The organism is Anaeromyxobacter soli (assembly GCF_022808855.1).
GTDB lineage: Bacteria > Myxococcota > Myxococcia > Myxococcales > Anaeromyxobacteraceae > Anaeromyxobacter > Anaeromyxobacter soli.
Genome location: NZ_JAKZLF010000002.1, coordinates 155,166 through 176,193 on the forward strand (window position 1 = coordinate 155,166; position 21,028 = coordinate 176,193).

General features: G+C 71.7%; 18 protein-coding genes and 1 riboswitch. Of the genes, 9 read left to right on the forward strand and 9 right to left on the reverse strand.

The window, feature by feature from the left end; translation table 11 throughout:
* Positions 1 to 6 precede the first annotated feature (6 nt).
* From MLV88_RS02875 to MLV88_RS02895, 5 genes are all read right to left on the reverse strand, one after another.
* Positions 7 to 858 (reverse strand): SDR family oxidoreductase, encoded by an 852-nt coding sequence (locus MLV88_RS02875; protein WP_242332947.1) that lies wholly within the window; start codon positions 856 to 858, stop codon positions 7 to 9.
* Positions 859 to 933: 75 nt separating this feature from the next.
* Entirely contained in the window at positions 934 to 1,362 is a 429-nt protein-coding gene (locus MLV88_RS02880) for an Rrf2 family transcriptional regulator (protein WP_242332949.1), read from the reverse strand.
* Between the two features lie 64 nt (positions 1,363 to 1,426).
* Positions 1,427 to 1,570, reverse strand: a complete 144-nt coding sequence (locus MLV88_RS02885) for a hypothetical protein (protein ID WP_242332950.1) — start codon at positions 1,568 to 1,570, stop codon at positions 1,427 to 1,429.
* A gap of 8 nt (positions 1,571 to 1,578) precedes the next feature.
* Positions 1,579 to 2,262 (reverse strand): anaerobic ribonucleoside-triphosphate reductase activating protein, encoded by a 684-nt coding sequence (locus MLV88_RS02890; RefSeq protein WP_242332951.1) that lies wholly within the window; start codon positions 2,260 to 2,262, stop codon positions 1,579 to 1,581.
* Positions 2,259 to 4,367: a ribonucleoside triphosphate reductase gene (locus MLV88_RS02895; RefSeq protein WP_242332952.1), complete on the reverse strand. Its 2,109-nt coding sequence runs from the start codon at positions 4,365 to 4,367 to the stop codon at positions 2,259 to 2,261. The genes MLV88_RS02890 and MLV88_RS02895 overlap by 4 nt, the downstream gene beginning before the upstream one ends.
* Positions 4,368 to 4,494: 127 nt before the next feature.
* A riboswitch (cobalamin riboswitch) is annotated at positions 4,495 to 4,699 on the reverse strand.
* Positions 4,700 to 4,881: 182 nt separating this feature from the next.
* On the opposite strand from MLV88_RS02895, the gene MLV88_RS02900 reads away from it, so the two are divergent.
* From MLV88_RS02900 to MLV88_RS02935, 8 genes are all read left to right on the forward strand, one after another.
* Entirely contained in the window at positions 4,882 to 5,670 is a 789-nt protein-coding gene (locus MLV88_RS02900) for an amino acid ABC transporter substrate-binding protein (RefSeq protein ID WP_242332953.1), read from the forward strand.
* A gap of 10 nt (positions 5,671 to 5,680) precedes the next feature.
* Entirely contained in the window at positions 5,681 to 6,316 is a 636-nt protein-coding gene (locus MLV88_RS02905; protein WP_242332954.1) for an amino acid ABC transporter permease, read from the forward strand.
* 8 nt (positions 6,317 to 6,324) lie between these two features.
* A complete protein-coding gene (locus tag MLV88_RS02910) occupies positions 6,325 to 7,083 on the forward strand; it encodes an amino acid ABC transporter ATP-binding protein (RefSeq protein ID WP_242332955.1) in 759 nt (252 codons plus the stop codon).
* Between the two features lie 264 nt (positions 7,084 to 7,347).
* On the forward strand, positions 7,348 to 8,037 hold the full coding sequence (locus tag MLV88_RS02915; protein WP_243336750.1) for an NAD(P)-dependent oxidoreductase: 690 nt from the start codon (positions 7,348 to 7,350) through the stop codon (positions 8,035 to 8,037).
* A gap of 158 nt (positions 8,038 to 8,195) precedes the next feature.
* Positions 8,196 to 9,881, forward strand: coding sequence for a sensor histidine kinase (locus tag MLV88_RS02920; protein ID WP_242332957.1), 1,686 nt, complete (start codon positions 8,196 to 8,198; stop codon positions 9,879 to 9,881).
* Complete coding sequence (btsR, locus tag MLV88_RS02925) at positions 9,881 to 10,585, forward strand: two-component system response regulator BtsR (RefSeq protein WP_242333170.1); 705 nt, start codon at positions 9,881 to 9,883, stop codon at positions 10,583 to 10,585. The genes MLV88_RS02920 and btsR overlap by 1 nt, the downstream gene beginning before the upstream one ends.
* Positions 10,586 to 10,732: 147 nt before the next feature.
* Positions 10,733 to 12,400 (forward strand): L-lactate permease, encoded by a 1,668-nt coding sequence (locus MLV88_RS02930; protein WP_243336753.1) that lies wholly within the window; start codon positions 10,733 to 10,735, stop codon positions 12,398 to 12,400.
* Between the two features lie 186 nt (positions 12,401 to 12,586).
* Complete coding sequence (locus tag MLV88_RS02935; RefSeq protein WP_243336754.1) at positions 12,587 to 14,404, forward strand: Ig-like domain-containing protein; 1,818 nt, start codon at positions 12,587 to 12,589, stop codon at positions 14,402 to 14,404.
* A 232-nt stretch (positions 14,405 to 14,636) separates the two neighbouring features.
* Here the strand turns inward: MLV88_RS02935 and MLV88_RS02940 are convergent, their stop codons facing one another.
* The 4 genes from MLV88_RS02940 to MLV88_RS02955 form a co-directional block, all read right to left on the reverse strand.
* A complete protein-coding gene (locus tag MLV88_RS02940) occupies positions 14,637 to 16,247 on the reverse strand; it encodes a CARDB domain-containing protein (protein ID WP_242359956.1) in 1,611 nt (536 codons plus the stop codon).
* 236 nt (positions 16,248 to 16,483) lie between these two features.
* Positions 16,484 to 17,467 carry an acrylyl-CoA reductase (NADPH) gene (gene acuI, locus MLV88_RS02945; protein WP_242359957.1) on the reverse strand — a complete coding sequence of 328 codons (984 nt, stop codon included), beginning with the start codon at positions 17,465 to 17,467 and terminating at the stop codon, positions 16,484 to 16,486.
* A gap of 146 nt (positions 17,468 to 17,613) precedes the next feature.
* A complete protein-coding gene (locus tag MLV88_RS02950) occupies positions 17,614 to 18,114 on the reverse strand; it encodes a rubrerythrin family protein (RefSeq protein WP_242332966.1) in 501 nt (166 codons plus the stop codon).
* Between the two features lie 53 nt (positions 18,115 to 18,167).
* Complete coding sequence (locus tag MLV88_RS02955) at positions 18,168 to 19,121, reverse strand: DUF481 domain-containing protein (RefSeq protein ID WP_242359958.1); 954 nt, start codon at positions 19,119 to 19,121, stop codon at positions 18,168 to 18,170.
* A 297-nt stretch (positions 19,122 to 19,418) separates the two neighbouring features.
* Between MLV88_RS02955 and MLV88_RS24450 the strand changes: the two genes are divergently transcribed.
* Positions 19,419 to 20,948, forward strand: coding sequence for an OmpA family protein (locus MLV88_RS24450; RefSeq protein WP_242359959.1), 1,530 nt, complete (start codon positions 19,419 to 19,421; stop codon positions 20,946 to 20,948).
* Positions 20,949 to 21,028 lie beyond the last annotated feature (80 nt).

The following is a 21,028-nucleotide window of genomic DNA, read 5'->3' on the forward strand; positions in this document are numbered from 1 at the left end:
GCGCCCTCAGCGCCCCAGCGCGGCACGCACGGCCGCCGCGAGCGGCGTCGTGGGCCGGCCGATGAGACGCCTCAGCTCGCCGCTCGAATCGTCGAGCTCGCCCTTCGCGACGTGGACGTCCGCGTCCACGTACAGGTCCGCCGCAGCGCCCGGCATCCCGGCGCCGATCAGCACCGCCCGGTACTGGTCGGGCGGCAGGTCCCGGTACGCGATCTGCTTGCCGGTCTGCCGCGACAGCTCGTCGGCGAGCTCGGCCATCGTGAACGGATGATCGCCGGCGAGCTCGTACACGGGCTTCTCGACGTCGCGGGTGAGCACCGCGACCGCGGCGTCGGCGTAGTCGGCACGCGCCGCCGCGGCGATCCGGCCATCCCCCGCGCTGCCCACGAGGGCGCCGTGCTGGAGCGCCGGCGCCAGGTGCTCCGTGTAGTTCTCGAGGTACCAGCCGTTCCGCAGGAACACGTACGGCACGCCGGACCCGCGGATCACCGCCTCGGTGGCCTGGTGCTCGGCGGCGAGCGCGAGGTTCGAGGTCCCTGCGTGCAGCACGCTCGTGTAGGCGAGGAGTCGCACGCGGGCGGCCTTCGCGGCCTCCACGACGGCGGAATGCTGCGGCACGCGCTGCCCGACCTCGCTCGACGAGATGAGCAGGACCTTCTCCGCGCCGGCCAGGGCGGGGCCCAGCGTGTCGGGCTTCGCGTAGTCGGCGCGCCGCACCTCGACGCCGAGCGCGGCGAGGTCCTTCGCCCGATCGGGGTTCCGCGCCGCGACCGCGATGTCGCGGGCCGGTACCTTCGTGAGGAGCCTCTCGACGACGAGGCGGCCGAGGTGGCCCGTGGCTCCGGTGACGACGATCATGTCTCTTCTCTCTCTCGTATTCGTAACTGGTTGAGCTACAGATGCGGCCAAAAAAAGGGGTTCGACCTTCCGGCGTCAGCGCGCGAGCCTCGTCACCTCCTGCAGCAGATCGGCGATCGTCGTCCGCTCGAGATCCCGCTCGAGGGCGAGCCGGGCCTCGCCGTAGCGGCCGGCCAGCGCCGCCTGGATGGTCCTGCCCACGGGGCACCGGGGGTTCGGCGTGCTCGCGTGCAGCGGGAAGAGCGCCTCGCTCTCGACGGCACGGTAGACGTCGCGGAGGGTGATCCCTCTGGCGGGAACGACGAGTTGCCACCCGCCGCCGGGCCCGCCCTGGGAGCGGACGAGCTTCGACTTCCTCAGCATCGCGAGCAGCCGTCGAATGACGACCGGGTTCGTGCCCACGCTGCCGGCGATGTACTCGGACGTGACGGGCTCACCGCTCGCCTCGTGGGCGAGCAGCGTGAGGATGTGGATCGCTACCGTGAGGCGGCTGCTCGGGCTCATCGCAACTCGTAACAGAATAAGTTGCGGTTAGCCTCGATGTCAAGGCGTTCGCGCGCGGGGTCTCCTACCGCTGCGCTGCCGGATCCCCGGCGGGCCGTGGCAGCAAGTCTGCGAACGTGAAGCCGTCGCGCTCGACCACCTCTCCAGCGGCGACCGGGATGGGCTCCTCGCCGAGCTCCCGGCGACGGTGGCTCCTCTCGGCCTCCACGGCGCCCCTCATCTCACGGAGAGCGTCAGCCCGTGCGCCGCGGCCGCGTGCCCCGCCGCCGCGAGCAGTCGCTCGTCCGGGGGCGCGAGCCCGCATCCGTCGTCGAGGTGGCCGCCCGGGCGGAAGCGCTGGACCGCCCAGCGCTGCGCGCCGGCCGCGAACGCCGCCAGGGCGTCGAGCTCGCCGGCGTCGTGGACGGGGGAGGCGAGCGTCGTCCGCACCTCGTGCTCGATCCCCGCCGCCAGCGCGAGCTCGAGGCAGCGGCGAGCCCCGAAGGGCTGCTCGGCCGAGCCGGTCAGCCACTCCGCGGCCTGGGGCAGCGCCTTCAGATCGACGGCCAGGAAGTCGACGAGCCCCGCCGCGAGCAGCGCCGCGACCACCTCCGGCCGCGTGCCGTTCGTGTCGAGCTTCACCGCGAACCCGCGCGCCTTCACCCGCGCCAGGAACGGCGCCAGGCCCGCGTGCAGCGTGGGCTCGCCACCGGTCACGACGAGCCCGTCGAGCCGCCCGCGCCGCGCCTCGAGGAGCGCGAGCACCTCGCCCTCCGGCACGGGTCGCGCCGCCGTGGCCGCGAGCAGCGACGGGTTGTGGCAGTAGCGGCAGGCGAGGTTGCAGCCCTGCGTGAAGACGACGGCGGCGAGCCTCCCGGGCCAATCGACGAAGGAGCAGGGCCGCAGGGCCGCGATGATCAAGCGGGCACCTCGGCGGCGTCGCCCGGGCGGAGCGACAGGCGCCGCTCGAACTCGGCCTGCTTGCCCGCGTTCCACTGCTGCAGGGGGCGGAGGTACCCGACGATCCGCGAGTAGACCTCGGCGGCGGCGCCGCACCGCGGGCAGGTCGGGTGCTCACCGGCGAGGTACCCGTGCTCGCCGCACACGGAGAACGTCGGCGTGACGGTGAAGTACGGGAGCCGGTAGCGCTCGCACACGGTTCGCACGAACCTCTTCACGGTCGAGGGGTCGTCGATGGCCTCGCCGACGAAGACGTGCTGGACGGTCCCGCCGGTGTACCGCGCCTGGAACTCGTCCTGGTGATCGAGCACCGCGAAGACGTCGTCGCTCGCGTCCACCGGGAGCTGGGAGGAGTTCGTGTAGTACGGTGCGGCGCCCCGGACGGCCGCGTCCTCGTTCGCGCAGCGGATGCCCGGGTGGCGCGCCTTGTCGAGCCTGGCGAGCCGGTAGCTCGTCGCCTCGGCCGGCGTCGCCTCCAGGTTGAACCGGCTGCCCGTCTCCGCCTGGTACTGCTCGAGCCGAGCGCGCATGTGGTCGAGCACCCGGAGCCCGAAGGCGCGACCGGGCCCGCTCGCGAGCGTCGTGTCGAGCAGGTTGTCGGCGGCCTCCGCGAGCCCGACGAGGCCGATGGTGGAGAAGTGGTTGCGCCAGTACGAGCCGCTCCGGGCGCGGATGTGGCGCAGGTAGTGGCGGACGTACGGATAGAGGCCCTGCTCGGTGTAGCGCTCCAGGATCTTCCGCTTGAGGACCAGGCTGTCGCGGGCGAGGTCCATGACCCGGTCCAGGCGAGCCATGAAGTCGGCCTCGTCGCGCGCGAGGTGGCCGAGGCGCGGCAGGTTCACGGTGACGACGCCGATGGACCCCGTGAGCGGGCTCGCGCCGAAGAGGCCGCCGCCGCGCCGCTCGAGCTCGCGCGTGTCGAGGCGGAGGCGGCAGCACATGCTGCGGGCGTCCTCCGGCGAGAGCTCCGAGTTCACGAAGTTCGCGAAGTACGGGAGGCCGTACCGGGCGGTGACCTCCCAGAGGCGATCGAGCCGGGGGTCCTCGTAGTCGAAGCCGGGCGTGACGTTGTAGGTGGGGATCGGGAACGTGAAGACGCGCCCCTTCGCGTCGCCGCCGGCCATGACGTCGAGGAAGGCGCGGTTGAACAGGTCCATCTCCGCCTGGAACTCGCCGTACGTGGCCGCCTGCCGCTCGCCCCCGAGGACGATCGCCTCGTCGCGGAGCAGCGCGGGGCACTCGAGGTCGAGGGTGACGTTCGTGAACGGCGTCTGGAACCCGACGCGCGTCGGCACGTTGAGGTTGAAGACGAACTCCTGGAGCGCCTGGCGCACCTCCTCGTAGCCGAGCCCGTCGTGCCGGATGAACGGCGCGAGGTACGTGTCGAGGCTCGAGAACGCCTGCGCGCCCGCCGCCTCGCCCTGGAGCGTGTAGAAGAAGTTCGCGATCTGGCCGAGGGCGGTGCGGAAGTGGCGCGCCGGCGCGCTCTCGGCCTTCCCGGGCGCCCCTCGGAACCCCTCGGTGAGGAGGTCGGCGAGATCCCAGCCGACGCAGTAGACGGCGAGGAGGTTCAGGTCGTGGAGGTGGAGGTCGCCCGAGCGATGGGCGTCCCGCACCTCGGGCGGATAGAGCCGCTCGAGCCAGTAGGTGGAGCTCACGTGGCTCGCGACGTAGTTGTTGAGGCCTTGCAGGCTGAACGCCATGTTGGCGTTCTCGGCCACCTGCCAGTCGGAGCGCTCCAGGTAGGCGTCGACGAGCGCCACGCTGGCCGTGTCGGAGATCTCGCGCAGCGCGCGGTGCTGCTCGCGGTAGACGGCGTACGCCCGCGCCGTGCGCCGGTACGGGCTCGCGAGAAGCACCTCCTCGACGACGTCCTGGATCCGCTCCACCGACGGCCGGCCCTCGATCGTAGCGATCGCGATGGCGAGGACGCGCTGGCAGAGCCGCCTCGCCTCGGGCGCGTCGACCTCGCCGGTGACGGCCCCCGCCTTGGCGATGGCTCGCTGGATGCGCTCGGCGTCGAACGGGACCACCCGTCCGTCGCGCTTCTCGATGGTCTCGAACACGGGCCCTCCTCGTGGCGGCCTCGGGGCACGGAGGAGGACCCGAGCACACGACGGCCCGTACGAGGGCAGTGCGCCGAGGACCCTCCGCCCTCCCACGAGGCGTGTCGGTCGTGCCGCCGCCCGAGCATCCGGGCGACGGTCGCTGGCAGGTCTTCGGGCTCGCGAGCGCTCCGGGGCTTCCCGGACCCTACTGTCCGCCGCTTCCCAGCCGAACCGGCCAGTGCGTGTGGCGGAGGTCGTTCTCGCTTACCGCTGCGGGGCAGCCCCGGAATCTCACCGGGTTCCCTATTCGCTCGGAGCGAACCCCGAGCACCAGCGCGAGACCCAACCTATGGTGGTTCACGGTCACGGTCAACGGGATATGTTGTGCACGGCCGTTCATGCGCCGGGCCCCTCGCGAGGCGTCGATCCAGGAGATCGAGGCCCCTTGCCGACGCCCGCCTCGCGTGCGAAGTTCCGCTGCCCCCGAACAGGGCGCCCGCCGACGCCCCAGGCCCACGCGAAGGAACCGCCGATGAAGAAGACCCTGCTCGCCGCGCTCGCCCTCGTGGCGCTCCACGCCACCGCCCTCGCCGCCGACACCTCGCTCGAGACGGTGAAGAAGAAGGGCACGCTCGTCCTCGGCCTCGACGACTCGTTCCCGCCGATGGGCTTCCGGAACGACGACAACCAGATCGTCGGCTACGACATCGACCTGGCGAAGGAGGTCGCGCGGCGGCTCGGCGTGAAGCTCGTCCCGCAGGCCATCGACTGGAACGCCAAGGAGCAGGAGCTCAACACCGGCAAGATCGACTGCATCTGGAACGGCTTCACGATCACCGACGAGCGCAAGAAGGCGATGAGCTTCACGAAGCCGTACCTGCGCAACGCCCAGGTGGTGGTGGTGAAGAAGGCCTCCGGCTACTCCACCCTCGCGAGCCTCAAGGGGAAGAAGGTCGGCCTCCAGGCCGGCTCCTCGGCCGCCGACGCCCTCGAGGGCGCCAAGGCCTTCCGCGCGTCGCTCGAGGAGGTGGTGGAGTTCAAGGACAACCTCACCGCCCTGATGGACCTCGAGGCCCGCGGCGTGGACGCGGTGGTGATGGACCTCATCGTCGCCGACGACAACATCAAGCGCTCGGGCAAGGCCTACGCCGTCCTGAAGGAGACGCTCGCCCCCGAGGTGTTCGGGGTGGGCTTCCGCAAGAACGATCTCGCCCTCCGGGACGCGGTGCAGGGCGCGCTGGAGAGCATGGCCAAGGACGGCACGCTCGCCAAGGTGACCACGAAGTGGTTCGGCTCGGACATCTCGGTCGTCGGGAAGTGAGCACCCGCGCATGGTGAAGCTGCTGGGGGCGATGCTCCAGGGATCGCTCGTCTCCCTGGAGATCTTCTTCCTGACGCTGGTCTTCGCGCTCCCCCTCGCCCTGCCGGTCGCGCTCGGCCGCATGTCGGCGAGCCGGCTCCTGCGCGTCCCGGTCAACCTCTACATCCTCGTGATGCGCGGCACGCCGCTCATCCTGCAGATCCTCTTCGTCTACTTCGCCCCCTACTATCTGTTCGAGGCCTCGTACGATCGGTTCACCGCCGTGATCGTGGCCTTCACCATCAACTACGCCGCCTACTTCGCCGAGATCTACCGCGGTGGCATCCAGTCGATCGCGAAGGGCCAGTACGAGGCCGCCAAGGTGCTCGGCTTCACGCGCGCCGACACCTTCTTCCGGATCGTCCTGCCCCAGGTGGTGAAGCGAATCCTGCCGGCCTCCGCCAACGAGGTCATCACGCTCGTGAAGGACACCGCCCTCGCCCAGACCATCGGCGTGGCCGAGCTCTTCCGGGTGGCGCAGAACGCCTCCGCGCGTCAGTTCTCCACCACGCCCATCTTCGTGGCGGGGGTGTTCTACTTCGTCATGAACTGGGCGGTCTCCGAGCTCTTCCTCCGCGCCGAGCGGAAGCTCGAGTACTACAGCTGAGCCGGGCCATGGACGTCGTCACCGTCGACCACCTCTCCAAGTCCTTCGGCGACCTCCGGGTCCTCACCGACATCTCCTTCTCGGTGCACCAGGGCGAGGTGCTCGCCATCATCGGGCCGTCGGGCTCGGGCAAGTCCACGCTGCTCCGCGCCGTCACCCACCTCGAGACCGCCAGCAGCGGCAGCATCTCCATCTGCGGCACCCGGATCCTCGACCGCGGCGTCTACGCCGACAAGGCCACGCTGCGCAGCGCGCTCCTCAAGCTCGGCCTCGTGTTCCAGGACTTCAACCTGTTCCCCCACTTCTCCGTGCTTCGCAACATCACCGAGGCGCAGGTGCGCGTGCTGGGGCGCGGGAAGGCCGAGGCGCGGGAGGTGGCGCTCGCGCTGCTCGAGAAGATGGGCCTCACCGGCAAGGCCGGTGCCTATCCCTGCGAGCTCTCGGGCGGTCAGAAGCAGCGCGTCTCCATCGCGCGCGCCCTCGCCCTCGATCCGCAGGTGCTCTTTTTCGACGAGCCGACGAGCGCCCTCGACCCCGAGCTGACGGGCGAGATCCTCAAGGTCATGCGTGCCCTGGCCGCCGAGAAGATGACGATGGTGGTCGTCACTCACGAGATGGGCTTCGCCCGCGAGGTGGCCGATCGCGCCATGCTGATGGACGGCGGGGTCATCGTGGAGGAAGGCCCGGCCCGGGAGCTCATCGACAACCCCAGGAACGAGCGGACCCGGGCCTTCCTGAGGCGCTTCTCCCAGAACGGCCCCACGTAGGTCGGCGGCTCGTCACGGCTCCACGCCGAGCCGCGAGGTCGGCGCTCACGTCCTGAGCGATCTGCTCAGGCCGCGGCCGCGCCGCGCCTCCGCGAGGATTCGCCGCGAGGGCAATCGCGAGCGTTCGGGGGGGCTTTTCGGAGCCCCGAGAGCGCCGCGACGTGGCCTGCGCCGTGCAGTTCCGCCCCGGTCTCGGGAGCGCCGCCCGACCCACGGGACGACCGCATCGCCGAGCGGAAGGACGCGAGCTTGAGCGCTTCAGCCTTGGAGCGAGAGGACCTCGGGGGGAAGAAGAAGAGGCTGTTCGTCCTCGGCGCGACGGGTGGCACCGGTCGCGCGATCGTCGAGCAGGCTCGCTGGCGCGGCCACCTCGTGACCGCCTTCGTGCGTTCGCCGGAGAAGCTCGAGCCCCTCCTCCGCGACGGCCTGAGCGTGGTCCAGGGCGACCCGCGCGACCGCGACGCGCTGCGCGCGGTGATGTCCGGTCACGACGCCGTGCTGTCGGCGCTCGGGCCCGCGGGGCTGGGGCCGACCACCCTCGTGGGCGACTGCGCGCGGAGCACGGTCGCCGCGATGGAGGCGACCGGCGTGCGAAGGCTCCTCATCGTCGGCGTGGCCGTGCTCTTCGAGGCGGACGGGCTCCTGAGCGCGATCGCGCGCCGGACGTTCCTGCGCAACGTGGCGAGGGACTCCGCCGAGATGGAGCACATCGTGAGCGAGAGCGGCCTGGACTGGACCATCGCTCGACCGCCGCGGCTGACGAACGGCGGGCTCACGCGGGCCTACGGCGTGGGGGACGGCCGGATGCCTCCCGGCGCCCGCCTCACGTTGAGCCGCGCCGACCTGGCGAACTTCCTGCTCGACGAGCTCGAGCACCCCGCCCACGTACGCCGGATGGTGGGGCTGGCGTCGGTGAAGGCAGCCGAGAGGGAGGGCGCCGGCGAGCTGTTCTAGCCCCCGCGCTCGCCGCGCCCGATCGCAGGCGCCGCGTCACCCGCCGACTCGGAGCTCGGCCGGCGGGCTTTCGCGCAGGACGGCGCGGGGGCCATAATGCCCGCTCGCCGCGCCCCTCCCGACCTCGAGGAGGGACGCGCGGCCGACGGGAGACCGGCATGAAGCTCGCGCTGCAGCTCATCGAGGCGCTCTCGGTCTTCCTCGTCATCTTCTACCTGTACTGCCGGTCCCCCGCGTTCCGGCCGCTCAAGCCCGATTGGCCCCGCCCCCGCGGCAAGATCCGCCTGTACCTCGTCTTCAGCGGCATCGCGATCCTCGGGAACTACCTCGGCGTGCCGGTCGTCGGCGGGCAGGCCATCGTGAACGCGCGGGCGGTCGGCTCGACGCTCGCCGGCCTGCTGGGCGGCCCCGCGCTCGGGATGCTCGTGGGGGCCACCGCCGGCCTCCACCGCGTGACCGCGATGAGCGGCGCGGCCGCCTTCCCGGGCGCCGTCTCCACCACGCTGGAGGGCCTCCTCGGCGGCCTCGTGCACGTCGCCCTGAAGCGCCGGCCCGAGCGCCTGATGACGCCGCGGGTCGCCTTCGCGACGACCCTCGTCGGCGAGATCCTCCACATGGTGATCGTGCGGTACCTGACGCAGGCGCCGCCCGAGCAGGCCATCGCGATCGTGAAGGCGATCGCCGGGCCCATGGTGATCGCGAACCCCATCGGCGCCGCGCTCTTCATGGCGGTGCTCCTCGAGCGCCAGCGCGAGCAGGACCGCGTCGCGGCGACGTCCTCGGCCCGCGCCCTCAAGGTCGCGGACCGCACGCTGCGCCTCCTCGTGCGCGGGATCGGCCGCGACACCGCCGGCGAGCTCGCCGCGATCATCAAGGAGGAGACGGGCGTCGGCGCGGTGGGGGTCACCGACACCGAGCGCGTCCTCGGCTGGGCCGGCATGGGCTCCGACCACCACCTGCCGGGGAACCCGATCGCCTCGCCCTACACGCGCCAGTCGATCGCGGAGAACGCGGTCGTGTTCGCCGACGGCGTCCGCCAGGCCTACGACTGCACGGTGTCGCCGAGCTGCCAGCTCAGCTCGATGGTGATCGCGCCGCTGCAGGTGGACGGCAGCGTGGTCGGGACGGTCCAGCTCTTCGAGCCGCGCGGGCGCCGCTTCCTCAACATGAACAAGTCGCTCGGCGAGGGGCTCGGCGCCGTGCTCTCGAGCCAGCTCCTCATCGCGCGCTACCAGGAGCAGAAGAGCCTGCTCGTCATGTCGGAGCTGAAGCTCGCCCAGGCGCAGGTGAACCCGCACTTCCTGTTCAACGCGCTCAACACCATCATCGCCATCCTGCGCCGCGACGGCGACCGCGCGCGGGACCTGCTCATCCACCTCTCGAACTTCTTCCGCAAGAACCTGAAGCGCTCGAGCGACGTGTCGACGCTCCGCGAGGAGCTCGAGCACGTCGGCGCGTACCTCGAGATCGAGAAGGCGCGGTTCGAGGGGCGCATCGCCGTCGAGACCGACGTGGACCCGGAGCTCCTCTCGCTCGAGATGCCCGCGTTCACCCTCCAGCCGCTCGTCGAGAACGCCTTCAAGCACGGGCTCTCGGACATGCTCGGCGAGGGGCGCGCCACCATCCGCGCCTTCCGGAAGGACGGCGCGGCGCTCATCGAGGTCGAGGACAACGGCGGCGCGTGGAAGGAGCAGCCGCGCGAGAAGGCCGGCCTCGGCATGCAGATCGTCGACAAGCGCGTGAAGAACCTCTTCGGAGAGGCGTTCGGCCTGACCGTCACCTGCGTGCCGCAGGAGCTCACGCGCGTGACGGTGTGCCTGCCCGGGAAGGGAGCCGCCGCGTGATGCGGGCCCTCATCGTGGACGACGAGCTGCACGCGCGCGAGGAGCTCGAGTCGCTCCTCCTCGAGACCGGCGCGTTCTCGATCGCGGGCCGCTGCGGCAACGCCGTCGAGGCCATCCAGGCCATCCGCAAGCAGCGGCCGGACGTGGTGTTCCTCGACATCCAGATGCCGGCCATCTCCGGGTTCGAGCTCCTCTCGATGCTGGACGACGACGAGCTGCCGGCGATCGTCTTCGTCACCGCCCACGACGCGTTCGCGCTGCGCGCCTTCGAGGAGCGCGCCCTCGACTACCTCCTGAAGCCCGTCTCGCGCGAGCGGCTCGCGAAGACCGTGGAGCGGCTGCGGAAGCTCCCCGGCGCCGAGGCCCGGCCCGGGTACCCGCGCGCCGAGATCCGGCGCATCCCCTGCCTCGCCGCCCGCGCGATCAAGCTGGTGGACGTCCCGGAGGTCGAGTTCGTGCGGTCGAGCGAGGCCGGCGTGTACGTCGTCACCGCGAAGGCGGAGCTCTTCACCGAGCTCACGCTGAAGGTGCTCGAGGAGCGCGCCGGGCTCGTCCGCTGCCACAAGCAGTTCCTCGTCAACGCCGACCAGGTCGACGAGATCAGCATCGACGAGGGCCTCGCGGTCATCCGGACCCGGTCCGGGAAGGACGTGCCGGTGAGCCGCCGGCACCTGCCCGCCGTGAAGGCCCGCCTCGATCTCTGAGGCCCGCCGGTCACCCCGCGAAAGACCCCGCTCCCCTCCGCTCCGCGACCGGTCGCCCGGAACGGGCGGGGTGCGCCCGCGCCGCGTGCGAGACCAGCGTGACGGAAGCTCCGCGAACGCCGGCGTCTCGAACCGCAGGAGAGCGACATGACGTGGACGCAGACCTACGTGCCCCTCGGCAACCTCCACCTCTCCGCGCTCGTGGCGGCGATCCCCGTGGTCGTCCTCCTCGCGGCGCTCGCGTTCTTCCACGTGAAGGCGCACGTCGCGGCGCTGCTCGGGCTCGTGCTCGCCCAGGGCATCGCGGTCGGCGTCTACGGCATGCCCCTCGGCATGGCGGGGGCGACCGCCGCGTACGGCGCGGCCTTCGGCCTCCTGCCCATCGGCTGGATCATCCTGAACGCCATCTTCATCTACGACATCACGGTGAAGACCGGGAAGTTCGAGGTGGTGAAGGACACCATCGGAGGCCTCGCGGGCGACCGGCGCATCCAGGTGCTCCTCATCGCGTTCGCGTTCGGCGCGTTCATCGAGGGGGCCGCGGGGTTCGGCACGCCGGTCGCGATCAGCGCCGCGATGCTCATCGGCCTCGGCTTCAAGCCCCTCGCCGCCGCCGGCCTGGCGCTCATCGGCAACACCGCGCCCGTGGCCTACGGCGCGCTCGGCACCCCGATCATCACGCTCGCCAAGGTCACCGGCCTGAACGAGCTGGCCCTCTCCTCGATGGCGGGGCGCCAGCTCCCGCTGTTCTCGCTGATGGTCCCGTTCTGGCTCGTGTGGGCCATGGCCGGGTTCCGCGGGATGCTCGGGGTGTGGCCGGCGTGCCTCGTCGCTGGGCTCTCCTTCGCGATCCCCCAGTTCCTCGTCTCGAACTTCATCGGGCCGAACCTCGTCGACATCGTCGCCGCGGCGTCCTGCATCGTCGTGACCTACGCCTTCCTCAAGGTGTGGCAGCCGAAGGAGGAGTGGCGGTTCCCCGAGGAGCGCGCGACGGAGGCCGCCGCAGCGCCGCAGCGCCGGTCCGTGGGCGCCGCCGCCGCGTTCCGCCGCCACACCTTCGGCGAGGCGTTCATGGGCTGGATGCCCTGGATCGTCCTCTCCGTCTCGGTGTTCGTGTGGGGCCAGCCCGCCGTGAAGAGCTGGCTGAACGGGCTGTTCAACCCGACCTTCGACGTGCCGTTCCTCCACAACCTGGTCCTCAAGGCCCCGCCCGTCGCCGCCAAGGTCCACCCCGAGGCGGCGCGGTTCAGCCTGAACCTCCTCTCCGCCACGGGCACGGCCCTCCTCCTCGCCGGCGTGGTCGCGGGCCTGTGGCTGAGGCTGTCGCCCCTCACGCTCGCGAGGACCTACCTCGGCACGCTGAAGCGGGTGCGCTACTCGCTCCTCACGATCGCCGCCATGCTCGCGCTCGGGTTCACGACGCGCTACTCGGGCTCCGACTCGACGATGGGCCTCGCGTTCGCCTCGACGGGCTTCCTGTTCCCGTTCTTCTCGCCGCTGCTCGGCTGGCTCGGCGTGGCGCTGACCGGCTCCGACACCTCGTCGAACGTGCTGTTCGGCAACCTCCAGGTGGTCTCGGCCCAGCAGATCGGGATGAACCCGATCCTCGCGGCCGCGTCCAACAGCTCGGGCGGCGTCATGGGCAAGATGATCGACGCCCAGAGCATCGTCGTGGCGTCGGTGGCGACGAAGCAGGACGGCCACGAGGGCGCCATCCTGCGCTACGTGTTCTGGCACTCGCTCGCGCTGGCGTGCCTCGTCGGCGTGGTCGTGCTCGTCCAGGCGTACTGGCTGCAGTGGATGGTCCCCCACTAGAGGGGCCGGCGTCACGGGGCTGAGCGCGGATCGGCAGAGAGGGCGCGCGTCACGGCGCCCCTCGTCAGCCTTAAGCCATGACGTGAGCCCGGGAAGGACGGTTGCACCCCCGCTCGCCAACCCGGTTGCATGGCCCCTGGCCGCCAGGTCGCCTTCCTGGCGGCGACATGCCTACGGGGGGCACACATGCAATCGAGAGGGACGATCCTGGCGCTGGCGCTCGCGTCGCTGGTCTTCACCGCGTGCGGTACGCAGCGCTCCGGAGGAGAAGGTGACGGTACGGCGCTGAGCGTCACCGCCGTCGTCGTGGGGACGCCCATCGACGTCATCGTCATCGACGTGACGGCGCCGGATCTCGCGACGCCGCTGGTGTTCAACCTCACCGCCGTCGACGGGGTCGCCGCGGGGACGATCAGGGTCTCGCCTGGCAGCGCCCGCACGATCCGCGCGCGGGGCTACGACACCACCGGCGAGATCACGCACGAGGGATCCGTCACGGTGGACGTGGCGCGCGGGACGAACGCCGCCGTCTCGATCCCCATGGTGCCGAGGTCCGGGCAGCTCCCGGTCAGCGTGGTGATCGGGCCGGTGTCGATCGTGGTGCAGCCCCTCGTGATGGAGCTGGTGCCCGGGGGAACGGCCCAGGCGACGGCGATCATCCGGGCCCCCAGCGGCGAGCTGGTGATCGCGGCGCCCCAGTGGGCGAGCACGGATCCCAGCGTCGCGACCGTCGACGAGCTCGGGCTCGTGACGGCGCGGCGCGACGGTGACGCGCAGATCGTGGCGACCTACGGGGGCACGGCGGGCGTCGCCTCGCTCCACGTCGCGACCACGGCGCTGCCGTCGTACCCGGGGACCGTGCGGCAGCTCGGCACCGCCGGCGGCGACCGCGCCACGGCGGTGTTCCTCGGCTCGGCCGGAGACCTCCTCCTCGCCGGCGTCGTGGGCGACGCGTTCCCGGGCTTCACGAGCGCGGGGCTGAGCGACGCCTTCGTCGCGAACCTCGACCCGCTCGCCGCGCCCGTGTGGACGAGCCAGTTCGGGAGCGCGGACGCGGAGCGGGTGTCCTCCGCCGCGATCGACGCGGCGGGCGACGTGTACCTCGTGGCGCAGCGGTGGACGACCTCGTTCGTGACCGACGGGGGTTCGTACCTGGGCTCGTCTCTCGAGAAGGTGAGCGCCGCGGGGCTCCACGAGTGGTCGCAGCCCAGCATCGTCGCGAGCGGCTGGACGCTCACCCAGATCGCGTCGGTGGCGGCGGCGCCCGGGGGCGACGGGGTGCTGGTCGCGGCGATGGGCAGCGGAGGGAGCCTCGTCGCCACCGTGGACGGCGCCGGGCTCCAGCAGGCGGTGACGTCCGTGGTGCCCGGCTTTGCGTTCGACGTGGCGTCGAGCGCGGCCGGGCCGGTCGTGTCGGGCTGCTTCGCGAACACGACGGGGACGAGCTTCTGCGGCCCGACCTCGCCGGCCGGGGGCGCGTTCGTCACCGCCTTCGACGCGGCCGGGAGCGTCCGGTGGGATACGCGGCTCAGCGACCTCACCGTCTCGCAGGTCCTGACCACGATCGCCCTCGACGCCGCGGGCGACGTCTACGCCGCCGGCCACCGCACCGTCGTCGGCTCCGGCAACACCGACGTCGTCCTCGTCAAGCTGGACGGGGCGACCGGAGCCGTGCTGTGGACCCGGGTGCTCGACTGGTCCGCCTTCGAGATGCCCAGCCAGGTCGCCCTCGACGCGGCGGGAGACGTCTACGTCGTCGGTTTCACCGACGGCGGTGGCTTCGGCGGCAGGGACGCGTTCGTGATGAAGCTCGATCCCGCGGGTACCGAGCTGTGGATGCGCAGCATCGGGACCGCCGCGTCGGATCACGGCTCGGCGATCGCCATCGGCGCCAACGGCGTCGTGGTGGTGGGCTCGACGGCGGGCGCCTTCCCGGGCGCCACGAACGCGGGCAACACGGACGTGTTCATCACGACGGTGGGGTTCGGCGGCGAGCCGCTCTGATCGCCGCGCCCGACGGATGGCGCCGCGCCCCGCAGCCTCGCAGCCTCGCGAGGCGGCCGGGCGCGGCGAGCACGACGGGCCGTCTCCCGCCGCGCCACGGCCGCTGGGCGACGAGCGGAACCCCGGCCTCCCTCGCCGCGCGGAGAGGGACGCCGGGGGGTGCGAGCCACGAGGCCGGGGCCGCTGGCCCCGGCGCCGCCGGAGGGCCCGCGCGTGCGGGCCCCGCGGCCGGTCAGGGTGCGATCAGCGCCGGGACGAGGACGTTGTTCGACTCGTCCCGCTCGTACACGAACGTCCCCTTCTGCGGGTTCTCCGCCGTGTCCGCGAGCAGGCCGACGTACCCGGGGACGGTGGAGCTGAATGTCAGCGCGACGTCCCGCTCCTCACCCGGAGCCATCACTTCCACCCACGCGAGCGCGACCTGCAGATCGCAGTCGAACCCGGCGTCGTCACACTCCGTGATCTGCGCGTCTCCGGTGACGTACGCCGCGAGGTAGAACCCGCTCGCGCCGATGGGGCCGCTCGTGCGCCCGTCCCCGAGGTTCTTGAGGTGAGCGGTGACCGTGACGGTCTCGCCTGCCTGGATGGTCGTCGGCCCGGCCATCCCCGTGACCGCCACGTCGGACTGCGTGACCGTGACCCGACTCCCCAGGAGCGTGTTGTTGCGCTCGTTCGTCTCAGGGATGCGCTCGCCGCCGTAGCCGTCGGGACCATCCACGATCGCGCCGGCCCAGAACGTCCCCGGCCCGGAGCCGCCACCCGCCGGCACGTTCATCGTGACCGTCTTCTCCTGCCCGGGCGCGAAGTCCGAGAACCAGCCCGAAGCCCACGCCGGGTCGTCTGCCGTGATCGTCGCGTCGGACGAGAAGTAGACGACCACGTAAACGCCGCCGGGAGAGTTCGTCGCGACGTTGCCGATGTTCTTCACCGTCGCCACGTACGTGGCCGGCTCCGCCTTGTTCACGACCGCGGGGACTTCCAGCCGCGTCACCACGAGATCCGGCCCGACCGCCGTGAACGCCGGAACGAGGGCGTTGTTCGACTCGTCGCGCTCGTAGACGAACGTCCCCTTCGCCGGGTTCTCGCCCGTGTCCGCGAGCAGGCCGATGTACCCGGGGATGGTCGAGCTGAACGTGAGCACGACGTCCCGCTCCTCACCAGGAGCCATCGTGTCCACCCAGACGAGCGCGCGCTGGAGGTCGCAGTCGAAGCCGGCGTCGTCACACTCGGTGATGTTCGCGTCGCCGGTGACGTACGCCGCGAGATAGAACCCGCTCGCGCCGATGGGTCCGCTCGTGCGCCCGTCCCCGAGGTTCTTGAGGTGCGCGGTGACCGTGACGGTCTCGCCTGCCTGGATGCTCGTCGGCCCGGCCATCCCCGTGACCGCCAGGTCGGACTGCGTGACCGTGATCTGCGTCCCGAGCAGCGTGTTGTCGTCCTCGTTCGTCTCGGGGACGCGCGCGCCGCCGTAGCCGTCGGGGCCGTCCACGATCGCGCCGGCCCAGAACACCCCCGGCCCCGAGCCTCCGCCGGCCGGCACGTTCATCGCGACCGTCTTCTCCTGCCCGGGCGCGAAGTCCGAGAACCAGCCCGAAGCCCACGCCGGGTCGTCGGGCGTGATGGTCGCGTCGGACGAGAAGTAGACCACCACGTACACGCCGCCGGGCGAGTTCGTGGCGACGTTGCCGATGTTCTTCACCGTCGCCACGTACGTGGCCGGCTCCGCCTTGTTCACGACCGCGGGCACGTCCAGCCGCGTCACCACGAGGTTGGGCCCGTCGAGCGCGGCCGCCGACGAGCCGACCGCGAGGGCCACCACGACACCCAAGAGCTTCGAGCGCATCCAACTCCTCCGCGAGGCGCCCGCGCCTGGAGCGGGAGCTCGCCCCATGCGCGACCGCCTCATGACTGGTTGTGAAGCACACATCGCTAGCACGCTCAGCGCACGGGCGGCGCGGGCGGATTGTCGCACGGACGCCACGCGCGCGGCGGGCGGCGCGGTTGCGCGAGCCGCTCCAGCGAGTCACGAGCGAGGTCCCGGAATCGCGCGCTCACGCGCGCCCGTCGGCCCCTCACCGCTCAGCGATTCACGTTCACCACGAGCCGCCCGCGGACCTTGCCCGCGAGGACGTCGCGGGCCGCCCCGATCGCCTCGCCGAGCCCGATCTCGTGCGTGATGGCGTCGAGCTTGGTCGCGTCGAGGTCGCGCGCCAGCCTCGACCACGCCTCGAGGCGGAGCGCCCTGGGCGCCATCACGCTGTCGATGCCGTAGAGCGTGACGCCGCGGAGGATGAAGGGCGCCACCGTGGCCGGGAAGTCCATGCCCTGCGCGAGCCCGCAGGCCGCGACGGCGCCCCGGTAGCGGGTCGTCGCGCAGACGTTCGCGAGCGTGTGGCTGCCGACCGAGTCCACGGCGCCGGCCCAGCGCTCCTTGCCGAGCGGCTTGCCCGGCGCGGAGAGCTGGGCGCGGTCGATGACCTCCGCGGCGCCGAGCGACTGGAGGTAGCTCGCCTCGGCGGCGCGCCCCGTGGAGGCCACGACCCTGTAGCCGAGCCTGGACAGGATCGCGATCGCGACGCTGCCCACGCCGCCCGCGGCGCCGGTGACCAGCACCTCGCCGTCGCCGGGCTTCAGGCCGTGCTTCTCCAGCGCGAGGACGCAGAGCATGGCCGTGTAGCCCGCGGTGCCGATGGACATCGCCTGCCGCGAGGTGAAGGCCGCAGGCACCGGCAAGAGCCACGCGCTCCTCACCCGCGCCTTCTGCGCGAGCCCGCCAAAGTGGCTCTCACCCACGCCCCACCCGTCGAGCAACACCCTGTCGCCCGGTGACCACGCGGGATCGCCGCTCGCCTCCACGACGCCGGCGAGGTCGATGCCCGGCACCATCGGGTACTTGCGCACGACCGGCGACGCGCCGGTGATGGCGAGGGCGTCCTTGTAGTTGAGGGTCGAGTACTCGACGCGCACGGTGACGTCGCCTTCCGGGAGCTGCGCCTCGTCGAGCTCGGTGAGGCGGGCCTCGTGCCCCGCGGCGGCCTTCTCCACGACGATCGCCTTGAACATTCGCGCCTCCTCCGTGCCCGTCCGCACTCGACGGGAGAGCGTCACGATCGCACGGTTCCCTCGGCTCGCTCGAGCCGCATCTGAGGTGCTGCCTTCGCGACCCGCGAAGAGCCGGCGCCGCAGAGCGACCCCGCCACGTCGAAAAGCTAGGCGACGAGCTGGAACTTCGACTGCGGCGCGCCGCACACCGGGCACTTGTCCGGCGGCGTGCCGAACTCGACGTCCCCGCAGACGGGGCACAGGTACACCTCCATCGTCGAGAGGTCGGCGCCGGACTCCAGCGCCTTCAGGGCCTGACCGAAGAGCCCTGCGTGGACCTTCTCGGCGGCGTTCGCGAACCCGAGCAGGTAGCGCGCCTTGTGGTTCTCGCGCTGGGCCTGCTCCACCATGGGCGGGTACATCTCGGTGTACTCGTAGGTCTCGCCGGCCACCGCGCTCTTCAGGTTCTCGAGCGTCGAGCCGACGCCGCCCATGTTGGCGAGGTGTCCGAGCGCGTGGATCGTCTCGGCCTCCGCCGCGGCACGGAAGAGCTTCGCGATCTGCGCGTAGCCCTCCTTCTCGGCCTGGCGCGCGAACGCGAGGTACTTGCGGTTCGCCTGGCTCTCGCCGGCGAAGGCGACCTTCAGGTTATCGACGGTGGCGGGCATGGTGGGTCTCCTGTTTGCGAGGCGAGATGGATACCACGGGAGCGCCGGCGCTCTTACAGCAGCACGTCGAGCGTGAGCCCGAGCGCCGTGTCCGTCGAGACCTTCGTCGGCGCGGGCCGGCTGTCGTGATTCACCGTGAACGACACCCCGAACGCCAGCGAGCGCGAGAGGCGCGTCGAGATCTTGGAGAGGCTGTTCAAGACGACCCTGCTCTCGCCGACCACGTTCGGCAGGACCTCGGCGTCCTCGGCGAAGAGGACGTCCTTGGAGATGGCGTACCTGAAGCCGAGCCCGGCGCGCGGGGCGTAGAGGGTGTCGTCGGGGAGCTGCGCAGCGGTGGGGTAGTACTGGTAGCGGGCCTCGTTCGCGAGCCGGAAGCCGAGGTCGGTGCGCAGGCTCGTCTTCCAGCCGGAGGGCCCGCCGGCGTCCACCCACACGACCGTCGCGCCGACCTCCCCCGTGCCGCGGAGCTCGACGCTCTTCACGTGGTCGGTCTCCGCCGCGCCGAGCACGTACGCGCTGTAGCGCTCGCCGAAGCGCCGATCGAGCCGGAGCTGGGCACCGGCCGCCTCCGCCACCGTCTGCGAGCCGGTGACGCCGGCCACGCGGTTCTGCCCGTAGCTCGCGGAGACCTTCGCGCCCCAGATCCACGACGCGCTCTTCCGCTCGGCGGCCGCGTTCGCGTTGAACGTCACCGTGTTCGAGTTGCCGGTGAGCGAGATGAGGCCGAGCCCGACGGTGCTGGACCAGCTCGTCGGGACCGCGTGCGCCGGCGCCGGTGGCGCAGCCGGGACCTCGAAGCGGACGGGGACGACGGCCGCGACGCGGGCGGCGGCGTCGGCTGCACGGGCGGCGGCCTCCGCCGCGAGGAGCGCCGCGGCAGCCGCCTTCTCGGCTGCGGCGGCCGCGCGATCGGCGGCGCCTTCGGGGGCGGCCGCGGTGGTCGCGGCGGGCGCCTCGGTCTGCGCCACGAGGAACGTGGCGAGGAGCATTGCGGCGGTGGTCATGTCGGTCTCGGGGGTTCGGGATTCAGAATCGAGGGAGCGAGCGCACGGACTCCGGGCTCGGAATCGTGCGGCAAAAGAGCGCGCTTCTCGGCGACCAGCGGGACGGGCGCGTGAAGCACGCTCGCCATTTTAGGCGAATGCGGCCATAAGGGTAGCTCTCCGGGGTACCTTTCCATGCTCGGCCCGAAAGGTGGGCCACAGATGGAGAGGAGCGGACGATTCAATGCCCGGCTGTCAGGCATTGGAGGTAGTTTGCGCCCGTTCGCTTACTCCCCACTTCAACATGAGGCTTGAAAAGTGACCAAAGTCAGAGTCCTGACCTTCGCGGTGCTTGCGGCGCTCGCGAACGCCGCGTCGGCCCAATCGTTCGAGCTCGAGCGGCTGCAGCTCGACCCTTCCGCGATCGGCTCCCTCGTCGTCGGGACGGGCGAGGTGAACCCCGCGCGGAGCTTCCGCCTGTCCGCCGCGGGCGACTGGGAGCATCGGCCGCTCGTGCGGCACGGCACCGAGCTGTTCGGCCGCCGTACGGGCGACGCGATCGTGAAGGACCGCCAGACGCTCCACCTCACGCTCGACTACGTTCCGGTGGAGCGCGTCGAGCTCTACGCCCGCGCGAGCTACGTCCTGAACCAGGACGGTGAGCGTGGCCTCTCGGCCGCGAAGAGCGACGGCTTCGGGATGCCCTCGTTCGGCATCCGCATCTCGGCGCTCTCGCAGCGCGACGGCGCCTCGCCGGTGAACGTCGCCTTCGCCGGCGAGTTCCTGCCTCCCTGGGGCACGGCGGGCGCGTTCGCCAAGTTCTCGAAGCCCGCGGCGCTGCTGAAGCTGGAGCTCGGCCGCGACCTCGGCAACGTGATCATCGGCGCGGAAGGCGGCCTCGTCGCGCGCGAGGGAGAGCAGATCCAGAACACGAACGTCGGCTCCGAGGTGATCTACGGGGCGACCATCGCGATGAAGGGGACCATCCGGCCCGAGCTGTCGTTCCGCGGCGCGACGCCCTTCGAGGCCGGCCCGAGCACCGCCGAGGTCCTCGCGGGCCTGCGCGCCGTCCTCGGCCCGGCGGAGCTGTTCGCGCTCGGCGGCCCGGGGTTCTTCAACGCGATCGGCACGCCCGAGTGGCGCGGCGTCGTCGGCCTCGCCTTCGGCATGGAGGGCGCGCGCGCGAAGAAGGAGGCCGCCCCCGAGCAGGCGGCCCCGCCGCCTCCGCCGCCCCCCGCCGCGGCCGCGCCGGTGGATCCCTGCGCTCCGGGGCAGTCGCACACGCCCGATCAGTGCCCCAACCTCGACGACGACGGCGATGGCGTCGCGAACAAGGACGACGCGTGCCCGACCGAGAAGGGCCTCCCTGAGCTGAAGGGCTGCCCGGCGAAGGACACGGACGGCGACGGCGTCCCGGATCACCAGGACAAGTGCCCGGACCAGGCTGGCCCTGCCGACAACCAGGGCTGCCCGCGCGTCGTGGTGCAGCCGGAGGCGAAGAAGATCGAGCTCCGCGAGAAGGTCCAGTTCGAGGCGGGGAAGGCCACCATTCGCCCCGAGTCGGACAAGCTCATCGAGGACATCGCGAACGTGCTGAAGGAGCACCCCGAGATCAAGCGCGTCCAGGTCGAGGGTCACGCGGACTCGAGCGGCAGCGCGGCCCTGAACAAGCGGCTCTCGCAGGCCCGCGCCGACGCCGTCGCGAAGGCCATCGCCGCCCGCGGCGTCGACAAGGCGCGGCTGTCCGCGAAGGGCTACGGCCCGAGCCGCCCGATCGCGTCCAACGACACGCCGGAGGGTCGCGAGGCGAACCGCCGGGTCGAGATCTCGATCGTGCAGTCCGAGTAGCGGGCCCACGCTTCGCCGAAACCTCGAGGCCCCCGGTTCGCCGGGGGCCTCTTTTCTTCATTGGCGCAGGTGTCCTCGAG